Origin of the sequence: Streptomyces mesophilus (assembly GCF_011044995.1) — a bacterium.
Lineage (GTDB): Bacteria > Actinomycetota > Actinomycetes > Streptomycetales > Streptomycetaceae > Streptomyces > Streptomyces mesophilus.
This window is the reverse complement of record NZ_JAAKZW010000175.1, coordinates 1-17,652: the sequence shown is the minus strand read 5'-3', so window position 1 is coordinate 17,652 and position 17,652 is coordinate 1. Positions and strand designations below refer to the sequence as shown.

General features: G+C 69.0%; 18 protein-coding genes and 1 rRNA gene. 16 read left to right on the top strand and 3 right to left on the bottom strand.

Annotation, left to right across the window (positions count from 1 at the left end; translation table 11 throughout):
* Positions 1–210: 210 nt before the first annotated feature.
* The 10 genes from G6045_RS30030 (at position 211) to G6045_RS29985 (ending at position 10,099) form a co-directional block, all read left to right on the top strand.
* Positions 211–1,062, top strand: a complete 852-nt coding sequence (locus tag G6045_RS30030) for a helix-turn-helix domain-containing protein (protein ID WP_165335299.1) — start codon at positions 211–213, stop codon at positions 1,060–1,062.
* Between the two features lie 7 nt (positions 1,063–1,069).
* Positions 1,070–1,381, top strand: coding sequence for a DUF397 domain-containing protein (locus G6045_RS30025; RefSeq protein ID WP_165335298.1), 312 nt, complete (start codon positions 1,070–1,072; stop codon positions 1,379–1,381).
* A 107-nt stretch (positions 1,382–1,488) separates the two neighbouring features.
* A complete protein-coding gene (locus G6045_RS30020; protein WP_165335297.1) occupies positions 1,489–2,211 on the top strand; it encodes an LppU/SCO3897 family protein in 723 nt (240 codons plus the stop codon).
* Between the two features lie 63 nt (positions 2,212–2,274).
* Positions 2,275–2,553 (top strand): hypothetical protein, encoded by a 279-nt coding sequence (locus G6045_RS30015; protein ID WP_165335296.1) that lies wholly within the window; start codon positions 2,275–2,277, stop codon positions 2,551–2,553.
* 296 nt (positions 2,554–2,849) lie between these two features.
* Entirely contained in the window at positions 2,850–3,158 is a 309-nt protein-coding gene (locus G6045_RS30010) for a hypothetical protein (protein WP_165335295.1), read from the top strand.
* A gap of 203 nt (positions 3,159–3,361) precedes the next feature.
* Positions 3,362–4,207, top strand: coding sequence for a hypothetical protein (locus G6045_RS30005; protein WP_165335294.1), 846 nt, complete (start codon positions 3,362–3,364; stop codon positions 4,205–4,207).
* A complete protein-coding gene (locus tag G6045_RS30000) occupies positions 4,197–5,534 on the top strand; it encodes a hypothetical protein (RefSeq protein ID WP_165335293.1) in 1,338 nt (445 codons plus the stop codon). The genes G6045_RS30005 and G6045_RS30000 overlap by 11 nt, the downstream gene beginning before the upstream one ends.
* Positions 5,531–7,081, top strand: a complete 1,551-nt coding sequence (locus tag G6045_RS29995; RefSeq protein WP_165335292.1) for an SCO6880 family protein — start codon at positions 5,531–5,533, stop codon at positions 7,079–7,081. The genes G6045_RS30000 and G6045_RS29995 overlap by 4 nt, the downstream gene beginning before the upstream one ends.
* A gap of 32 nt (positions 7,082–7,113) precedes the next feature.
* On the top strand, positions 7,114–8,547 hold the full coding sequence (locus G6045_RS29990; RefSeq protein WP_165335291.1) for an ATP-binding protein: 1,434 nt from the start codon (positions 7,114–7,116) through the stop codon (positions 8,545–8,547).
* Between the two features lies 1 nt (position 8,548).
* Positions 8,549–10,099 carry a P-loop NTPase family protein gene (locus G6045_RS29985; protein ID WP_165335290.1) on the top strand — a complete coding sequence of 517 codons (1,551 nt, stop codon included), beginning with the start codon at positions 8,549–8,551 and terminating at the stop codon, positions 10,097–10,099.
* Here G6045_RS29985 and G6045_RS29980 read toward each other — a convergent pair whose 3' ends face one another.
* Entirely contained in the window at positions 10,100–10,723 is a 624-nt protein-coding gene (locus tag G6045_RS29980; protein ID WP_235968389.1) for a TetR/AcrR family transcriptional regulator, read from the bottom strand.
* 123 nt (positions 10,724–10,846) lie between these two features.
* Here G6045_RS29980 and G6045_RS29975 point away from each other — a divergent pair, with 123 nt between their 5' ends.
* The gene (locus G6045_RS29975; protein WP_165335288.1) at positions 10,847–12,379 is read left to right on the top strand and encodes an MFS transporter; all 1,533 of its coding nucleotides are present in this window, start codon (positions 10,847–10,849) and stop codon (positions 12,377–12,379) included.
* 58 nt (positions 12,380–12,437) lie between these two features.
* The gene (locus G6045_RS29970; protein WP_165335287.1) at positions 12,438–13,025 is read left to right on the top strand and encodes an NADPH-dependent FMN reductase; all 588 of its coding nucleotides are present in this window, start codon (positions 12,438–12,440) and stop codon (positions 13,023–13,025) included.
* Here G6045_RS29970 and G6045_RS29965 read toward each other — a convergent pair.
* On the bottom strand, positions 13,022–13,567 hold the full coding sequence (locus tag G6045_RS29965; protein WP_165335286.1) for a GNAT family N-acetyltransferase: 546 nt from the start codon (positions 13,565–13,567) through the stop codon (positions 13,022–13,024). The two genes, G6045_RS29970 and G6045_RS29965, sit on opposite strands and share 4 nt — an antisense overlap.
* Positions 13,568–13,729: 162 nt before the next feature.
* On the opposite strand from G6045_RS29965, the gene G6045_RS29960 reads away from it, so the two are divergent.
* The 4 genes from G6045_RS29960 to G6045_RS29945 are packed head-to-tail and all read left to right on the top strand — an operon-like array spanning position 13,730 to position 17,469.
* On the top strand, positions 13,730–14,668 hold the full coding sequence (locus tag G6045_RS29960) for an ABC transporter ATP-binding protein (protein WP_165335285.1): 939 nt from the start codon (positions 13,730–13,732) through the stop codon (positions 14,666–14,668).
* Positions 14,665–15,483 carry an ABC transporter permease gene (locus tag G6045_RS29955; protein WP_165335284.1) on the top strand — a complete coding sequence of 273 codons (819 nt, stop codon included), beginning with the start codon at positions 14,665–14,667 and terminating at the stop codon, positions 15,481–15,483. Before G6045_RS29960 ends, G6045_RS29955 begins: the two co-directional genes overlap by 4 nt.
* Before the next feature lie 10 nt (positions 15,484–15,493).
* Positions 15,494–16,804: a sensor histidine kinase gene (locus tag G6045_RS29950; RefSeq protein ID WP_165335283.1), complete on the top strand. Its 1,311-nt coding sequence runs from the start codon at positions 15,494–15,496 to the stop codon at positions 16,802–16,804.
* The gene (locus G6045_RS29945) at positions 16,801–17,469 is read left to right on the top strand and encodes a response regulator (RefSeq protein WP_165335282.1); all 669 of its coding nucleotides are present in this window, start codon (positions 16,801–16,803) and stop codon (positions 17,467–17,469) included. Before G6045_RS29950 ends, G6045_RS29945 begins: the two co-directional genes overlap by 4 nt.
* A gap of 61 nt (positions 17,470–17,530) precedes the next feature.
* Here G6045_RS29945 and rrf read toward each other — a convergent pair.
* A 5S ribosomal RNA gene (rrf, locus tag G6045_RS29940) occupies positions 17,531–17,647 on the bottom strand.
* Positions 17,648–17,652 lie beyond the last annotated feature (5 nt).

Below are 17,652 nucleotides of genomic sequence, written 5' to 3'. Positions count from 1 at the left end.
GTCGTGGGGTAGTTGGAGGGTGTACGCCCAGGGGGCTGGCATTACGGTTGCCATCTGAAGTGTCCTTTCCGGTCGGGTGGTTGAGGGATGCGGTGGCTCTGCCGCGGCGTCCGCGGTGCTCTTCCGGTGGACTCAGAGTGACATAAACTATTTGCGGATCTCGCAATTGCTTTATGTCTTCATTCGTGTGGGTGACAAGGGAGTTGAGCCATGGCTCCGCGTACCGCCGCCTCGGTCCGACGCCTCCGACTGGGCACGGAACTGCGCCGACTCAGGGAACGCGCCGACCTGTCCGCGACGGAAGCGGCGCGCGAACTAGGCGTAAGTCAGGCGCAGTTGAGCAACATCGAGGCGAGCCGGTTCGGGGTCAGCCCTGAGCGTCTGCGGTCTCTGGCACGCATCTACCGGTGTTGCAACGAGGACTACCTCGACGGGCTCGTCGAGTTGGCCACGGAGCGGAAGGGCGGGTGGTGGGAAACGTTTCGGGATCATCTGCCCGGCCCACTGCTCGACATCGCCGAGCTGGAGCACCACGCCACGCGGCTGTACTCCGCCACGACCGCGCACATCCCAGGGCTGCTCCAGACCACGGATCACGCACGCGAGATCTTCCGCCAAGTGGTGCCGGAGTTCACGCGCTCCGACCTCGAACACCGCGTCGGCTACCGACTCCAGCGTCAGGCGGTCCTCGACCGCGAACCGCCCACCCCGTTCCGGGCGATCATTCACGAGGCGGCACTGCGCGTACCCGTAGGCGGCAAGTCCGTCGCGAAGGAACAGCTCCAGCACTTGCTGGACCAGAGCGACCGCAAGCACATCGCCGTCCAGGTCATCCCGTTCGCGATCGGCGCCTATCCAGGGTCGGGGCAGACGATCTACTACGTGTCGGGCCCCGTCCCCCAACTCGACACCGTGTCATTGGACCAATCCCACGGGCCCGTACTGGTGGACGCCGAAGCCCAGTTGGAGTCGTACCGTCTCCTGCTCGACCGCATGACGTCCGTGGCCGTCAGCGCCACGCAGTCCCGTGACCTCATCCACGCCATCCGCAAAGAATTGTGAGGCAGCCATGCCCGACTGGCAGAAGTCGTCCTACTGCGGCCAGGGCGAGTCATGCGTCCACGTAGCCGCTGATGACGCGACCGTCCTGCTCATGGAGAGCGCCGATCCGAGCGGCGCGGTACTCCGCATGCCCCAGAACGAGTTCGCCGACCTCCTCGCCGACATCAAGGCCGGCGCCCCTGCCCCAACCGCCCCCGACGGAACGGTTCGCCTGGGACCGGTCACCACCACCACGGAAAGGTGGCACGCCTTCCAAGAAGGCGTCCGCCACGGGGAGTTCGACCACTTCGCGGGCACCCCGCATGCCACCGTGGCGTAACGATCGGAACAGCCTCGTGACCGTGTCGGTGGAGCGGGCGCTTCCGCTGGGGTCGGTGGGTCAGAATCCTGCCACCGCCCCCAGGATCGCGACCACAGGAGCCCGCCATGCCCCAGCCCCAGGTCATCCCCGTCACGCTCACACCCCAACAAGCCACCACGGGCGCGATATTCGAGGTCGACCAGGGCGGGCAGCGCATCGCCCTCCAGATCCCGCCCTGCCGCCACGGCGACCAGATCCGTATGACGGTCGGCGCCTCCGAGGTCATCCTCCAGATCCAGGTCGACATCTTCGGAGGCTCGGGGGCGCAGCCGCCCACGAACCCCTACGGAGGAGCGCCGACCCGGAACGCCCCCTCGGCCGGCTCGCGGGCCAAAGCCGGGGTCATCAAGGTCGTCCTGGCCGCAGCCGTCGCGGGCGTGCTGTTCCTCGTCATGAACCTGGGCGATGACGACGACAGCAAGAACACCGGCTCCGGCAGCCCCACCACCTCCGCGTCCACCCCGGCCGCGAGCGCCCCGCCCACGGACGCCGCGTCCCCGTCCGAGAGCCCGGCCCCGGACCCGTACGACCAAGGCACCTGCCTCAACGGCACCCTGCCCGACTCGGAGACCGCCCAAGAGGTGAACGACGTCGAGGAGGTCGACTGCTCGGCGAGCGACGCGCATTACAAGGTCATCCAGACCTTCCCGATGACCTCGGACCTCAACGAGTGCAACGCCAACCCGAAGACCCAGTACGCCTTTTCCTCGCAGTACACGATGAACGGCGCCGTGATCAGCGAGTACGTCTACTGCCTCGAGGGCATCGGCTCCTACGCCCGCAGCTGATCACCGCTCGGGCCGTACGGCACAATCGGGCCGTCCCACACCCAGCTCCGGGGGAGAAACCGCATGGCGCCCAAGGTCATACCGATCACGATCACGGCCGAGCAGGCCGCCACCGGCGTGGACCTGCCCGTCCAGGGCAGCGGCATCAACGCCACCTTCCAGATCCCGCCCTGCCGCGACGGCGACCTGGTCCCCGCCTACCTGGCGGGCAACGAGGTCCGGCTGCGCATCGTCATCGTCAAGGAGCGTTCGCGCCCCAACGCCGCGATCGGCCGCTTCCTGGGTGCGTTCGCCGTGATCGCCGCCGTGGCGGGCGTCGTCGTGGTCCTTGTGCAGCGCTGAGCGGGAAGTAACGAGGGACGCGCCGAAAGGGCACGAGTTCCGCCGCCACGTCAGCTCATTGCCCCACGTCACCACCCGTGATACACAGAGTGACCATACGGAACGCCGTATACCGCCCGGGTCTCCCCCAAGGGGAGTACCGGGCGGTATTCGTCGGTCCGGCACGCCTCCGGGACAACTCTGGCAACTGATGGCCGTAAGTCGACATGCGCCGGGCAAATCTCGGAGACAATGATGCCTGGCCTCTGCGCACCGGCAGGGGGTGCGGGAACTACCCACAAGGGGCGGTGAGTTACATGCTTCTGGCAGCCGAAAAGGGCGACATCACCACGATCATCGGCGGGATCGCCCCCGACTGGGGGCCGTTCGGGACTCTGGGCGGCGAAGCCCGCGTGATGATCGAGGTCGTGATGGCGATCGCCATCCTCATCTGTCTCGGAATCGCGATCTGGGGCGCCGCGAAGCAGCGCATCGGCGCGACGGCCCTCCGGGACACCTTCAGCGCCGAGCAGGGCAAGGGCCTGATCGTCGCCGGCCTGACGGGCGTCTTCATCATCGGATCGCTCGGCACACTCTTCACGATCGTGTACGGGATGGCCGTCTAGACGCCTCCCCCGTACCCGAGTTCGCAGTCGCCGACCGGGGCACCACCGACTGTTCCCGGCCACATTCCCATTCATCCCGTCGTGCCCACCGGCTGAGGTTGCGTCTCCCTGATGTCCAGTCACCACTCCGCGCACACGCGGCGACCGGCACGGCTACCGTCGTACTGCGCGGTTCTGCAATCGGTTGAGGGGGCGTACGCGTCATGAGTCTTGGCGGCGGTTACGACGACGAGCGTCCCGGTCCCGAGGACGGCGTCTTCTACGGCGGTACGGGGACGACGCGGACGCGCCTGCCGGAGGGCGACGACGCTTACGGAGGGCCACGGAGGCCGGCCCGGGCCTCGCGGTCCCTTGTCACGGTGGTCGGTGTGGTGGTGCTGCTGATCGCGGCGATTGCCTTTGCCAATCAGGGGGGTGAGTCCTCCGACGGCGGCGAATCGGGGGGCTCCAAGCCGGGGGCCAATCCGACGGCTGCGTCCGGCGAGGATGCGGTGACGCAGAAGGACGGTGGCGTCCCGGTCGGCTTCAAACAGTCGCGTACGGGTGCGCAGAGCGCCGCCGCCAACTACCTGGTCGCGCTTGGGTCCGACGGCATGTACCAGAAGGACAGCCGGGACCAGATCGTCGCCGTCGTGTACGACCCGCCGGTGCAGCGCGACCGCATGCGCGAACTCGACAAGGTCTACTCCGACCCGAAGTTCCTCACGAGCATCGGGCTGAACGAAGACGGAAAGGCCCCTGCGGGCCAGACGTTCGTCACCCGCTTCAGTCCGGTGGGCAGCAAGGTCGAGTCGTACAGCGGCAAGACGGCGACCGTCTCGGTCTGGTACTCGGCCCTGTTCGGCCTGGCCGGTGAGGGTGCTCAGAACCCGGTGACCGAGAGCTGGTACACGAACACCTTCACCTTGCGCTGGGACGGCCACTGGAGGGTGGTCGACTTCAAGCAGAAGGACGGCCCCGTCCCTGTGGGCAAGGACCAATCCGCGTCCACCGCCAAGGACATGTCCGACGCGGTCAAGGAGTTCGGAGGGTTCACGTATGCCCGTTAACCATCGCCGCCGCATCCTGACCTTGGCCGCCGTCGCGGCAGCAGCGCAGACCGCGGTCTTCACGCTGGCCACGCGGGCCATCGCCGCGCCCACACCGGACCCGAGCGACGACCCCTGCGAGCTGATCCGCGGCCCCGCCAAGGAGTACTGCGAAAACGGCCGCTCCGGCTCATCCGACGCCCCCAAATCCCCCGCCGACGACGCCCTCAACACCCTCGACCCCCTCAGCTCCCTCGCCAGAGGCTGCGCCGACGCCGCCAGCTGGACCGTCGACAAGCTCAGCGATGCCGTGTCGAAGACAGCCGAAGTCGACTTCACCAACGACAAGTTCCTCCAGAGCTACGCCGTCGTCTTCGCCGCCTCCACCATCCTCACCCTCCTCCTCTGGCTGCTCGCCGTCGCCAAGCGGGCCGTGCGAGGTGTCCCCCTCACCACGGCCATCGGTGAAGCCATCGGGTTCCTGTGGCTGACCGTCCTCGCCTCCGCCTTCACGCCGCTGATCCTCTACACGGTCGTCTCCGCCACCGACGGCATCACCGATGCGATCGCGCAGGCCACGGGGAACCAGACGGACGCGTTCTTCGGGACCTTCTCCGAGGCCCTGAAGAAGGGCGAGAACATCGGCGGCGGGCCGATCATGCTGATCGTCGTCTCGCTCGTGTCGATCCTCGCGGCCGGGGTCCTCTGGCTGGAGCTGGTCATCCGGGCCGCGCTCCTCTACGTGGGCGCGCTGCTCGGGACCGTCGTGTACGCCGGGCTCGTCGACAAGAACCTCTGGGGCCACGTACGGCGTTGGGCCGGGATCATGATCGCGGTGATCCTCGTCAAGCCGGTCATCGTCATCGTGCTCGGTCTGGCAGGGGCGCTCAGCGACGAGGACGGTCCGAACGCGTTCTCCGCCGTCGTCTCCGGCCTGAGCATCATCCTGCTCGCCATCTTCGCCAGCGCGATGATCTACCGCTTCGTGCCCGGCTTCGGCGACGAGATCGCCGCAGGCCGCAACAACCGCATCATGCAGGGCGCCGAGGGCAAGGCCGCGGCCGTGATCTCCTCGCCCGCCGCCCTCGTCTCGCAGGGCATCAAGACCCACAGCTCGCGCGGCCGTGGCGGCGGCGACCAGGGCGGCCAGGCCAGGCCGTCCAACCCCGCCTCCGGCGGAGTCGCCGCCCACAGCAGCCGCGGATCGGGCGGCGGCGGAACTGTCCCCTCCGCCGCACCCCCGCCCCGTACGACTCCGAGCACGGGCACCCACAGCTCGCGCGGAGCCGGACCCGCAGGAAGCACAGCAAGCCGCACCAGCAACCGCTCGGGAGGTGAAGGGCGTTGACGACCCAGTCCCATACGGTCACGCCCCGCCGCACCTATCTCATCGGCCGCGCCCGGCCGAACGCGATCATCGGAAAGAACCGTGAGACCGGCGAGATCGCACTGATCATCACGGGTGCGTTCCTCGGCATGATGTGCGGGCTCCTCGTGCCCGTGCTCAGCCTCAGGATCCTGCTGCTCATGGGCTTCCCGATGCTCGCGCTCGCCACGGTGTACGTCCCGTACAAGGGCCGCACGATCTTCAAGTGGTTCGAGATCAACCGCAGTTACAAACGCACCCTGCGCCAGGGCACCGCCTACCGCTCGGGCGCGCCCGAGGCCGGTGTGCGGATGGACGGGCGCGAGATCGAGGTCGGTCCGCCGCCCGGGATCGGCCGGATCACCTGGCTCGCCGCGCCCTTCGGTCCTGACGAGATCGCCGTGCTGCTGCATGCCGACCGCCGTACGGTGACGGCCGCGATCGAGATCGAGGGCCCTGGCGTCGGCCTGCGGGACTCCGAGGACCAGGAGGCCCTGGTCGACCGCTTCGGCACACTGCTCAAGCACGTGGCCAACGGCGACGGCTTCGTCACCCGCCTCCAGATGCTCGCCCGCACGCTGCCCGCCGACCCCGACGCGCACGCCAAGGACGTCACCGTACGCGGGGACGAGAAGGCGCCGGTGTGGCTCCAGGACTCGTACGAGCAGTTGCAGTCCATGGTGTCGACCAGCAGTGAGCAGCACCGCGCCTACCTGGTGGCGTGCATGCACTACAGCCGGGAGCTGGCGGCCGAGGCGGCGGCGATGGCGAAGGCCACACGCCCGCTCGCGGGCCGCAAGGTGGACAAGGACGCCGGGCTCGCCGTGGTCATGGCGCGTGAGCTGACGGACATCTGCTCGCGGCTCCAGGAGGCGGACATCCGCGTACGGCAGCCGCTCGGGCAGGGGCGCCTTTCGAGCCTCGTGCACTCGATGTACGACCCGGACCACCCGATCGACCACATCCAGGCCATGACCAAGCGCAATGCCTGGCCGGCCGAACTGGACGCCCGCGAAGCCACGTATCTGACGGCGAAGACCCGGGAGTCCTCCACGCGCGCGCCCTGGTGCCATGCGACGGCCTGGGTGAAGGAGTGGCCGATGACGCCGGTCGGCGTCAACTTCCTTGCCCCGCTGCTCGTCCACACCCCGGACGTGATCCGGACCGTGGCCGTGACGATGGACCTCGAACCCACCGAGATCGCCATCGAGCGGATGCTGACCGAGAAGACCAACGACGAGGCCGAGGCCTCCCGTCAGATGAAGATGAACCGCACGGTCGACCCGCGCGACATCGCCGCCCACTCCCGCCTCGACCAGCGCGGCGAGGACCTCGCAAGCGGTGCGGCGGGCGTCAACCTCGTCGGCTACATCACCGTGTCCTCCCGTAACCCCGAAGCGCTGGCCAGGGACAAGCGGACGATCCGCGCCTCGGCCGGCAAGTCCTATCTCAAGCTGGAGTGGTGCGACCGCGAGCACCACCGGGCCTTCGTCAACACGCTGCCGTTCGCGACCGGCATCCGCCGCTAGCCGCCGCCGAAGCCGTCGTAAGGGGCCCACTCATGCGCGATCCGCTGACAGCGATCACGGATGCATTCACCGCCTTCCTGTTCGGCAAGGTGGAGACGACCCGACTGCCCGTCCGCACCTCCACCGGCCAGGCGCAGGCGGTCTACCTCCCGACGGCCGCCCCGGGACTCGGGGACTCGGGCGTGATCATCGGCCGCGAGGTGTACTCCGGCAAGGGCTACATCTACGACCCCTTCCAGTTGTACGGGCAGCAGCTGCCGGCTCCGCACTGGCTGGTGCTCGGGGAGTCCGGCAACGGCAAGTCGGCCCTCGAGAAGACGTATGTCCTACGGCAGTTGAGGTTCCGCGACCGTCAGGTCGTCGTGCTCGACGCGCAGGGTGAGGACGGGGTGGGCGAGTGGAACCTCATCGCCCAGGAGCTGGGCATAACGCCGATCCGGCTCGACCCGACGGCCGCCCTGGACATGGGGATCCGGCTCAACCCGCTCGACCCTTCGATCACGACCACCGGTCAGCTCGCGCTGCTCCGGACGATCATCGAGGTCGCGATGGGGCACGGGCTCGACGAGCGCTCGGGCTTCGCCCTGAAGGTCGCGCACGCGTACGTCAACGAGACGATCGTGGAGCGCCAGCCCGTCCTGACCGACATCGTGGAGCAACTGCGCCATCCGGAGCCGGAGTCGGCCGAGGCGATGAACGTCGCCCTCGAGGACGTACGGGCCTGGGGCCTGGACGTCGCCCTGGTCCTGGACCGCCTGGTCGACGGTGACCTGCGGGGTATGTTCGACGGGCCGACGACGGTGGGCATCGATCTCGATGCCCCGCTGATCGTCTTCGACCTCTCCCACATCGACCGCAACTCGATCGCGATGCCGATCCTGATGGCGATCGTGGGCGTGTGGCTGGAGCACACGTGGATCCGGCCCGACCGCAAGAAGCGCATCTTCCTGGTGGAGGAGGCGTGGCACATCATCAACTCGCCGTTCGTGGCGCAGCTGTTCCAGCGGCTGCTCAAGTTCGGCCGGCGCCTCGGTCTCTCCTTCGTGGCCGTGGTGCACCACCTGTCGGACGTGGTGGACGGTGCGGCGGCCAAGGAAGCGGCCGCCATTTTGAAAATGGCGTCCACACGCACGATTTACGCCCAGAAGGCGGACGAGGCGCGGGCCACCGGAAGGGTCCTGGGTTTGCCGCGCTGGGCCGTGGAGATCATTCCCACGCTGACCCCGGGCATCGCGGTCTGGGACGTCAACGGCAATGTCCAAGTCGTCAAGCACCTCATCACCGAGATGGAACGGCCGTTGGTGTACACCGACCGCGCCATGACGGAATCCGGTGCGGACCAGGTCGCCTCGGCCTCCGAGGAACTCCTCGCCGCCGAACGGGAGGCGGAGGAGCGGGCGTTGGCCATGGAGTACCAGATGGGGTCGCAGCAGATGGGTTCGTCCTCAGAGTCCACGGTGGCGTGAGATGCGATACGAGCATGAGCGGGGGTATCACCGGGACCGCAGACCGGAATCGGGCGGAGGCATCCCTGACGGACTGCTCGTGGGGCTGCTCGCGTTCGTGCTCGGCCTGTCGGTCCTGGTGTGGACGGCCACCGGGTTCGCGGGGCTGCTCGCGCACGGGTCCTGGCCTTCGGGTGTGACCTTCGGGCGGACGCCGTTGGCGATAAGGCACTTGGTGGGCGCACCGCATGATGTGACCGGCGCCTGGCCCTCCACCCCCGCCTCGGAGCTTTCCGGGTACGGGCTGATGTGGGGCCTGGTGATCGGCCAGGCGATGGTGCTCGTGGTCCTCACGGTGTTCGTGATGGGGACGTGGACGCGGTGGCGTGCGGTGCGTGCTCGGGAGCGGGCTGCCGCCGGTGCCGCCGCTCACCCCGAGCCATCTGCTTCCGCCGAGTCCCCGGCTCCCTTCGCCTCCCCTCGGGGCGTCGAAGTGGGTCCGCCCACTTCATCCCGCGACGGAGTCGCGGAGCAGCCCGTGGCGCCGGAGGCGTCAGTGCCCTTGGTGCCGGAGGCGCCGGTGGAGCGGGTGCCGGAGGCGCCGGAAGCACCGGCCCCGGAGGGGCCGTCCGCCTTCCCACGGCAGCGCAAGCCTCTCGTACTGGGCGACCCACAGACCCGTAAACCCTTGGCCGTACAGGCGATCCAGGACGCCGAGGGCGCAGCCGTCATCGTCACGAGCGACCCCACCGTCTGGGAGGAGACCAAGGACGCGAGGGCCAAGCTCGGCCCCGTCCTCCTCTACGACCCGGGCCACCTCTGCGACACCCCGGCCCGTATGCACTGGAACCCCGCCGTCGGCTGCGAGGACAAGCAGACCGCGCGGGAGCGAGCCGAGGCCCTGCTCGCCCCGGTCCGCCCGACCGCCAAGCTGGACGCGGCCACGGCCGCCACCGCGGAAACGCTGCTGCGCAGCTACCTGCACGCCGCCGCCCTCGACAGCCGCGCCTTCAAGCACGTACACCGCTGGGCCCAGGGCAGCAACGTCCAGGACGCGGTCCGTACGCTCCGTACCCACACCAAAGCCGCACCCGGCTCGGCGGGTGAACTCGAAGCCCAGCTCACCGCGCACCCCGAACGCCGCGATATGGCACAGGAGTTGACCGCACGCGCCCTGTCCTCGCTCTTCTCCATCCACATCCGCGAGGCGTGCACACCCAACCGAACAGATGCCCTCACCCTGGATTCCTTCGCCGCCGAAGGGGGCACGCTTTACGTGGTGGGTGAAGCCATCGAGGATCCACGGACGCAGCCCGGTGCCATGCCTTTGCTCACCGCACTCGTTTCGAGCGTGGTCGAGCGCGGCCGGCGCATGGCCGAACGGTCATCCGCCGGTCGCCTCGACCCACCACTGACCTTGGTTCTCGACGATGTCGCCGCGGTGGCTCCGCTTCCCCAGCTCCCGGAGCTGCTCACGCCCGGCACGGAGCACCAGGGTCTGGTGACACTGGCCCTGCTCCGCTCCCGGGAGCAGGGCCGCTCGCGCTGGCCGGACGCCGAACTGCCGGTCTAGTCACTCGCCCGAGGACTTTCCGTACAGCTGGAGGAAGAGCTCGACCCCTTCCCGTACGAGCCGCTCGAACTCCTCGGGCGCGAGCGGCAGCGCCCCCTGAGCCGACTCGGCCGACACAGCACCCCCGGTGAACAGCGCCAGATGCCGGGTCGCCCGGTCCGCGTTCTCCTCGTCGATCGCGAGCAGTCCCGCACGCCCGGCCGCCAACAGATGCTCCTTCAGCGCCTGTTGGGTCGCCTTCGGCCCGACCCGGCGCCACTCCTCCAGTACGTCCACGGGCAGCCGGCTCGCCTCGGGGATGATCTGCCGTACGAGAGCGAAGTGCTCGGGATGCGTCTCGATGCCGCCGATCCACTCGAGCGCCATGTCGTACAGGTCGGTCTCGGGGTCACGGAACTTGTGGAAGTGCCGGGCGAGCAGCTCCTGTTGGGCCGTCGTGACGGCGACGGAGCTGTCGAGCAGCACCGCGCGGAAGAGGCCCTCCTTGTCCCCGAAGTGGTTGTAGAGCGTACGGCTCGACACCCCGGCCTCCGCGGCGATCGCGTCGATGCTCGCCCGCGTGTAGCCCTCACGCCCGAAGACGGCCCGGGCACCCTTCAGGATGGCCTGTCGCTTCTCCAACATCCCTTTACGCAAAGGCTTTTGCCCGGTCTCGCCCTGCTTCGTCATGCCAAACCTCAACCTGGGTTGACCCGAAAATTACAATGACCGTTGTAATAGCTACAACGCTCGTTGTAGTTTATCGCCATGGCAACCGCAGCGCACACCCCGGCGCCCAGGGGCAGGACCACTCTGGCCGTCGTCCTCCTCGGCCTCTTCACCCTCCCGATGGCCATGTCCGGCACCACCGTCGCCCTGCCGAGCATCGGCGCCGACCTCGACGCGAGCGGCGGGGCCCTCAACTGGGTGGTGACCGGCTACTTCCTGGCCGCCTCCTCCTTCATGCTCGTCGCCGGTTCGCTCGGCGACCTCTACGGCCGCCGCCGGCTCTTCTCGCTCGGCGCGCTCCTCTACACGATCAGCACCATCGCCTCGGCCGCCGCCCAGAACATCCTGCTGCTCGACATCGCCCGCATCATGGTGGGCATCGGGGCGGCGGGCGTGATGGCCACCGGCACCGCGCTGCTCGCCACGATCTTCGAAGGACCCGCCCGCACCAAGGCGTTCGCGCTGGCCGGCACCACGGGATCCGTCGGCCTCTCGCTCGGTCCGACCGTCTCCGGTTCGATCGTGGACGCCCTCGGGTGGCGCACCACCTTCCTCGCCTACGCGGCCGTGGGCGCCGTGATCCTCATCGGTTCGGTCGTCCTGCCGGACGCGCGGGCCGCCATACGCCCGAAGGTCGACAAGGCCGGGGCCGCGACCTTCATCTCCGGGCTCGCCCTCACCCTGTTCGCGATCACCCAGGGCCCGCAGCAGGGCTGGGGCTCGCCCGCCACCCTGCTGCCGCTGGCCCTCGGGCTCGGGCTGCTCGTCACGTTCGTACGCCTTGAGCGGCGGCTCGCGGCCGCGGGCGGCCGGCCCATCCTCGACATCTCGCTGGCCGCCGACCGCAAGTTCATCGCCTGGCCGCTGGGCTCCTTCGCGCTCGGCGCGGGCACCGGGGCGGCGATGGTCTTCCTGCCCACGTATCTGCAAGGGACCAGCGGGTTCAGCGCACGCGAAGCCGGACTCGTGCTGCTCTTCCTGAGCGTCCCGATGGCGGTCATGCCCCAGATCGGCGCACGGCTGGTCAACCGCGGCGTGACGGTGCGCACCCTGCTCCTGACCTCCCTGGTCCTGATCGCCGCGGGCAACATCTGGCTCGGCGCGGTCCTCAACCCGGGGATGGGCACCGCCCCGCTCGCCGCCCCGGTCCTGATCCTCGGCGCCGCCACCGGTCTCTCCTTCGGCATCATCGACGCCCAGGCGCTCACCGCGGTCGACGCCTCCCGTACGGGAATGGCCTCGGGCTTCCTCAACACAGTCCGCGGCGGCACGGGAGCGGTGATGCTCACGGTGTTCGGCGCCCTGCTGCTCGCGCTGCTCGAAGCGCGGGCCGGCTCGCCGGAGGCGGCCGGGCGGATCTCTTCGGGAGTGGCCCAAGAGGCCCTTCAGGCACAGCAGTTCAGCGAGTCGATGCGGCTCGGGCTGTGGGCGGTGGCCGCTCTGGTGGCCGTACTCGCCCTGGCCGTGGCGGCGCTGACGCGTACAAGCACCCGATCCGGCACACAGAGCCCTGACCTTACGAACACCGACCCGGCACCGCTGGCGAAAGCCACAACACTGCAGACTCGCTGATCACCCCTCGCTTCAACTGTCCGTATAGCGAACAAACTTGACCATGAGGAGTTCCACCATGTCCACCACGTCCACCACGCCCTACCGCCTCGCCGTGATCGTCGGCTCCACCCGTGACGGCCGCTTCGGCCCGACGGTCGGCCAGTGGTTCACCGCGCTCGCCGAGCAGCACGCCGGCGCCGAGCTCGACGTGATCGACGTAGCCGATCTGGAGCTGCCGGCCTGCCACCCGAACTGGGGCACCGAGCGCACCCCGGCGCTGACGGAGCTGGCCGCGCGCGTCGAGGCCGCGGACGCCTACGTGGTGGTCACCCCCGAGTACAACCACAGCTATCCGGCCCAGCTGAAGCACTTCATCGATCTGCACCGCACCGAGTGGAACGCCAAGCCGGTCGGCTTCGTCTCGTACGGCGGTGTCTCCGGCGGTCTGCGCGCCGTCGAGCACCTGCGCCAGGTCTTCGCCGAGGTGCACTGCGTGACCATCCGCGACGGCGTCAGCTTCCACGGCGCCTGGGACCACTTCGGCGAGGACGGCAAGGCGCACGACCCGCAGGGTGCGGCGGGCGCGGCCAAGACGATGCTGGACCAGCTGGACTGGTGGGCCCGCACGCTCCGCGCGGGCCGCGCGGAGCGCCCGTACAACTAAGGCTTTCCCAGCACCATTTCGTACTCCAGCTTCGAGGGGTCGGCCTGCAACGGGACGACCCCTCCGCTGCGTTCGAAGCCGATCTTCTTGTACGCGGCCTGCGCCCGGTGGTTGTCCTGGTGGACGAAGAGCCGTGCCCGCTGCACACCCTCGACCGACCAGGACCACTCGGCGGCAGCCTCGAACAGCCGCTGCACCAGGCCGCGTCCGCGGTGCTCGGGGTCCACGTAGACACCTACGAAGTGCGCACCGGTCACCGGCAGCACCACACCGAAGAAGTCCTCCCGGCCGGCGTGTTCGATGATCGACACTGTCGCCCCGACCCAGATCCCGTGCTCATCCACCGCCACGAACTGGCGTCCGTCCAGGCCGTGGGAGTTACCGGCAGCCCGGTCCTGCCAGAACTCGTCCGGCCGGGCCAGCGCCGCCTCGTAGGTCTCGAGGTAGGCGATCGGGGCGGCCGGGTCCTGGAGGGCGAGCAGCCGCAGGTCCTTGACCTGCTGCCACTCCTCGGCCCGTACGGGGCGTATCTCGTAGCTCATACGGAGATCGTCGCCGCAGGTCCGTGCGGACCGCAAGCAGGTATCACGTACACGTCGCCAGGCAGGTATCACGCACGCGTCGTACCCGGGTACTACGAGCGCGGCGCAGGTCCCGTCCCCGGTCCGACGGAACAACGGCTCGCGCTCCATAACGTCGTAGACATGATTCGAGCCAACGGACTCACCAAGAAGTACGGCGACAAGACCGTCGTCGACGACCTGAGCTTCGAGGTCAAGCCCGGCACCGTCACCGGCTTCCTCGGCCCCAACGGCGCCGGCAAGTCCACCACCATGCGGATGCTGCTCGGCCTCGACGCCCCGACCCGCGGCACCGCCACCCTCGGCGGCCGCGCCTACGCCGGCCACACCGCACCGCTCACCGAGGTCGGCGCCCTCCTGGAGGCCCGCTCGGTCCACCCCGGCCGCAGCGCCCGCAACCACCTGATCTCCCTGGCCCTCACCCACGGCATCCCGGGCTCCCGCGTCGACCACGTCCTCGATCTGGCCGGCATCACCGAGGTCGCGGGCAAGCGCGTCAAGGGCTTCTCGCTCGGCATGGGCCAGCGCCTGGGCATCGCGGCCGCGCTGCTCGGCGACCCGGCCACGGTGATCCTCGACGAGCCGGTCAACGGCCTCGACCCCGAGGGCGTCCTGTGGATCCGCAACCTCCTCAAGTCCCTTGCCGCACAGGGCCGTACGGTCCTGGTCTCCTCGCACCTGATGAGCGAGATGGCCCTGACGGCCGACCACCTGGTCATCATCGGCCGCGGCAAACTCCTCGCAGACACGACGGTCGATTCCTTCGTACGGGAAGCAGGCGCCGGAGCCGTCAAGGTGGTCACGCCCTCGGCCACGGAACTCGCCGCCCTCCTGGCCGGCCCTTCCGTGACGGTCACCAGCGAGAGCCCCGGAACCCTGGACGTGCGCGGCACGGACGCCGAGCAGATCGGCCGCACCGCCGCCGCCCACGGCATCCCCCTCTACGAACTCACCCCGCGCGCCGCCTCGTTGGAGCAGGCCTTCATGGACCTGACCCGCGACTCGGTCGAGTACAACACCACTGTGATCTCCGAGACCTCCGTGAAGGGACACGCAGCATGAGCACCGCCACCGCACCCCGGGCCGGCATCGCCCCCCGGAAGGCCACCGCGTACCGGGTGACGTTCGCCCGCGTCGTCCATTCCGAGTGGCACAAATTCCGTACCCTGCGCTCCACTTGGATCACCCTGATCGGCTCGTCCGTCGCGATCCTCGGGGTCGGCCTCACCATGGGTGCCACCTACGAGGCGGGCGGCGGCGACAGCGACGTCGACACTGTCCTGATGCTCCTGTTCGGGTTCCAGCTCGCCCAGCTCATGATCGCCGTCCTCGGCGTCCTGGTGACCGCCGGCGAGTACTCGACCGGCATGGTGCGCTCCTCGCTCACCGCGGTACCCACTCGGACGCCCGTCCTGTGGGCGAAGGCCGCGGTGTTCGGCGTCGTCACCTTCGTCAGCACGCTCGTCACGGTCCTGCTGACCTTCCCGCTCGCCCAGCTGTTCCTGACCGGCTCGGACAAGGAGATGGCGCTCACCGACCCCGGTGTGCTCGGCACGCTCGTGGCCGCCTCGGCAGGCCTTGCCCTGCTCGGCCTGATTGCCCTCGGCCTAGGTGCGGTGCTGCGCTCGGTGCCCGGCGGCATCGGCGGCTTCATCGGGCTCGTCCTGATCGTCCCGGTGATCCTGGACATGCTCCCGTACACCGCCGTGCAGGACGCCGTGCGCTACTTCCCGGCCAAGTCCCTCGAGTCCCTGACGATGCTCCACCCGACCCCCGACGCCTACCCCTCCACGGGTGCCGCCCTGCTCGCCCTCGCCCTATGGGCGGTCGCCGCTCTTGGTGCCGGTTCGCTGCTGCTCAAGCGCCGCGACGTATGAGGATGAACCTGTGACCACCGAACAGCACGTCCCGCCGGGCGCCCAGGGCCAGGAATGGTCCTCGGGCGCCTCGGCGCTGACCCGGCACATCCAGCGCGTCCTCCAGCGGATCAGGGTCTTCGACCGACGCCGCCCGCTGGTGTGGAACCTGCTCTTCACAACGTTCTTCGTCATCGCGGCGATCATCGACTACGGGGCCGGCGGCTGGAAGACGATCGCCGCGAACGCCGACGTGCCCGAGCCCCTGGTGTTCTCCATGAGCCTCGGCCTGTCCGTACCGCTGCTGTGGCGGCGCAGCCACCCGATGCCGGTGCTCTGCTTCATGACCGCGGTGGCGCTGGTCAACTCGCTGGTGGGCGCGATGCTCCAGGCCTCGCTCCTGATGCTGTTCCTGCTCTTCAACGTAGCCCTGCGCAAGCCGCTCAAGACCCTCGGACTCGCCGCCCTCCTGGTCATCGCCCCAATAGTCGTCGGCACACTCCGCTTCCCGAAGGACGCCTGGGACAGCCAACTGGTCCCCGCCTTCTGGTCGATCGCCCTGGTCGCACTCCTCGGCATCGCCGTCCGCACCCGCCGTGACTACACCGGCGCCCTCGAAGACCGTGCCCACCGCCTCGAGATCGAACGCGACCAGCAGGCCCAGCTCGCCGCCGCGGCCGAACGCACCCGTATCGCCCGCGAGATGCACGACATCATCGGCCACAACCTCTCGGTCATCACGGGCCTCGCGGACGGCGGCGCGTACGCGGCACGCAAGAACCCCGAACGTGCGGTGCAGGCCCTGGAGGCCATCGGCACCACAAGTCGCGGGGCCCTGACCGAACTGCGCCGCCTCCTGGACGTCCTGCGCGAGGAATCCCCCGCCGCCGAACTGGCCCCGGCCCCGGCACTCTCCGACCTCGACTCCCTCATCGAGGGCGTACGTTCGGCAGGTCTTCCCGTCCGTACGACGGTCAAGGGCTCACCGGCCGCCCTGCCCCCGGGCATGGAGCTGTCGGTCTACCGCGTGATCCAGGAAGCCCTCACCAACACCCTGAAGCACGGGGGCCCTTCGGCGACCTCCGACGTACTCGTCTCGTACGCCACCGACGCGGTGACGGTGACCGTCACGGACACCGGCCGCGGAGGCACACCGGATCCCGACGGGACCGGCCGCGGACTGGCAGGGATGCGGGAGCGAACAGCCCTCTATCAGGGCACACTTGAGGCCGGACCCCGGTCGGCAGGCGGCTGGCGGGTCCACCTCCGCATCCCGATCCCGCCCACTCCTCCGTCTCCATCTCCGACCTCGTCCCCGTCCCCGGAAGGCCCCACTCCGTGACGACCGTGCTCATCGTCGACGACCAGCCCATGCAGCGCTTCGGCTTCCGCATGCTCCTGGAGAGCCAGGACGACCTGACGGTCGCCGGCGAAGCGTCCAACGGCGCCGAGGCGGTACGCCTGGTCTCCGAACTCCGCCCGGACGTCGCCCTGATGGACATCCGCATGCCGGGTCTCGACGGCATCGAGGCCACCCGCCGTATCGTCGCGGCCGGCGACCGGACCAGGGTCCTGATCCTCACGACGTTCGACCTGGACGAGTACGCGTACGCGGGTCTGCGGGCCGGAGCCTCCGGCTTCCTGGTCAAGGACGCCCAGCCCGAGGAGCTCCTCGCCGGCATCCGTGCCGTGGCCTCCGGGGACGCGGTGGTCGCCCCGAGCCTCACACGCCGGCTCCTCGACGCGTTCGCGGAGAAACTCCCGAAGCCGGGTGAGCCGGAAGCGGCCGCCCAGGACTCCCGTATCACTCAACTCACCGAACGGGAACGGGAGATCCTCACGGTCATAGGCCAGGGCTGGACCAACTCGGAGATCGCGGAACGCTTCCATCTCGCGGAGTCGACGGTGAAGACACACGTCGGCCGCATTCTGGCGAAGACGGGGGCACGGGACCGGGTGCAAGCGGTGATCCTCGCTTATGACACCCGCTTGGTAGAACCGTCCTGAAAGAGCGCATAAATACAAAAAGGCCCCCGCACAAAGTGCGGGGGCCTTTTCTTTAAAATTAGTTCGGCGGCGTCCTACTCTCCCACAGGGTCCCCCCTGCAGTACCATCGGCGCTGTGAGGCTTAGCTTCCGGGTTCGGAATGTAACCGGGCGTTTCCCTCACGCTATGACCACCGAAACACT

Coding starts and splice junctions, on each gene's coding strand:
- G6045_RS30030 (WP_165335299.1), top strand. CDS start 211: ATGGCTCCGCGTACCGCCGCCTCGGTCCGACGCCTCCGACTGGGCACG.
- G6045_RS30025 (WP_165335298.1), top strand. CDS start 1,070: ATGCCCGACTGGCAGAAGTCGTCCTACTGCGGCCAGGGCGAGTCATGC.
- G6045_RS30020 (WP_165335297.1), top strand. CDS start 1,489: ATGCCCCAGCCCCAGGTCATCCCCGTCACGCTCACACCCCAACAAGCC.
- G6045_RS30015 (WP_165335296.1), top strand. CDS start 2,275: ATGGCGCCCAAGGTCATACCGATCACGATCACGGCCGAGCAGGCCGCC.
- G6045_RS30010 (WP_165335295.1), top strand. CDS start 2,850: ATGCTTCTGGCAGCCGAAAAGGGCGACATCACCACGATCATCGGCGGG.
- G6045_RS30005 (WP_165335294.1), top strand. CDS start 3,362: ATGAGTCTTGGCGGCGGTTACGACGACGAGCGTCCCGGTCCCGAGGAC.
- G6045_RS30000 (WP_165335293.1), top strand. CDS start 4,197: ATGCCCGTTAACCATCGCCGCCGCATCCTGACCTTGGCCGCCGTCGCG.
- G6045_RS29990 (WP_165335291.1), top strand. CDS start 7,114: ATGCGCGATCCGCTGACAGCGATCACGGATGCATTCACCGCCTTCCTG.
- G6045_RS29985 (WP_165335290.1), top strand. CDS start 8,549: ATGCGATACGAGCATGAGCGGGGGTATCACCGGGACCGCAGACCGGAA.
- G6045_RS29980 (WP_235968389.1), bottom strand. CDS start 10,723: ATGTTGGAGAAGCGACAGGCCATCCTGAAGGGTGCCCGGGCCGTCTTC.
- G6045_RS29975 (WP_165335288.1), top strand. CDS start 10,847: ATGGCAACCGCAGCGCACACCCCGGCGCCCAGGGGCAGGACCACTCTG.
- G6045_RS29970 (WP_165335287.1), top strand. CDS start 12,438: ATGTCCACCACGTCCACCACGCCCTACCGCCTCGCCGTGATCGTCGGC.
- G6045_RS29965 (WP_165335286.1), bottom strand. CDS start 13,567: ATGAGCTACGAGATACGCCCCGTACGGGCCGAGGAGTGGCAGCAGGTC.
- G6045_RS29960 (WP_165335285.1), top strand. CDS start 13,730: ATGATTCGAGCCAACGGACTCACCAAGAAGTACGGCGACAAGACCGTC.
- G6045_RS29955 (WP_165335284.1), top strand. CDS start 14,665: ATGAGCACCGCCACCGCACCCCGGGCCGGCATCGCCCCCCGGAAGGCC.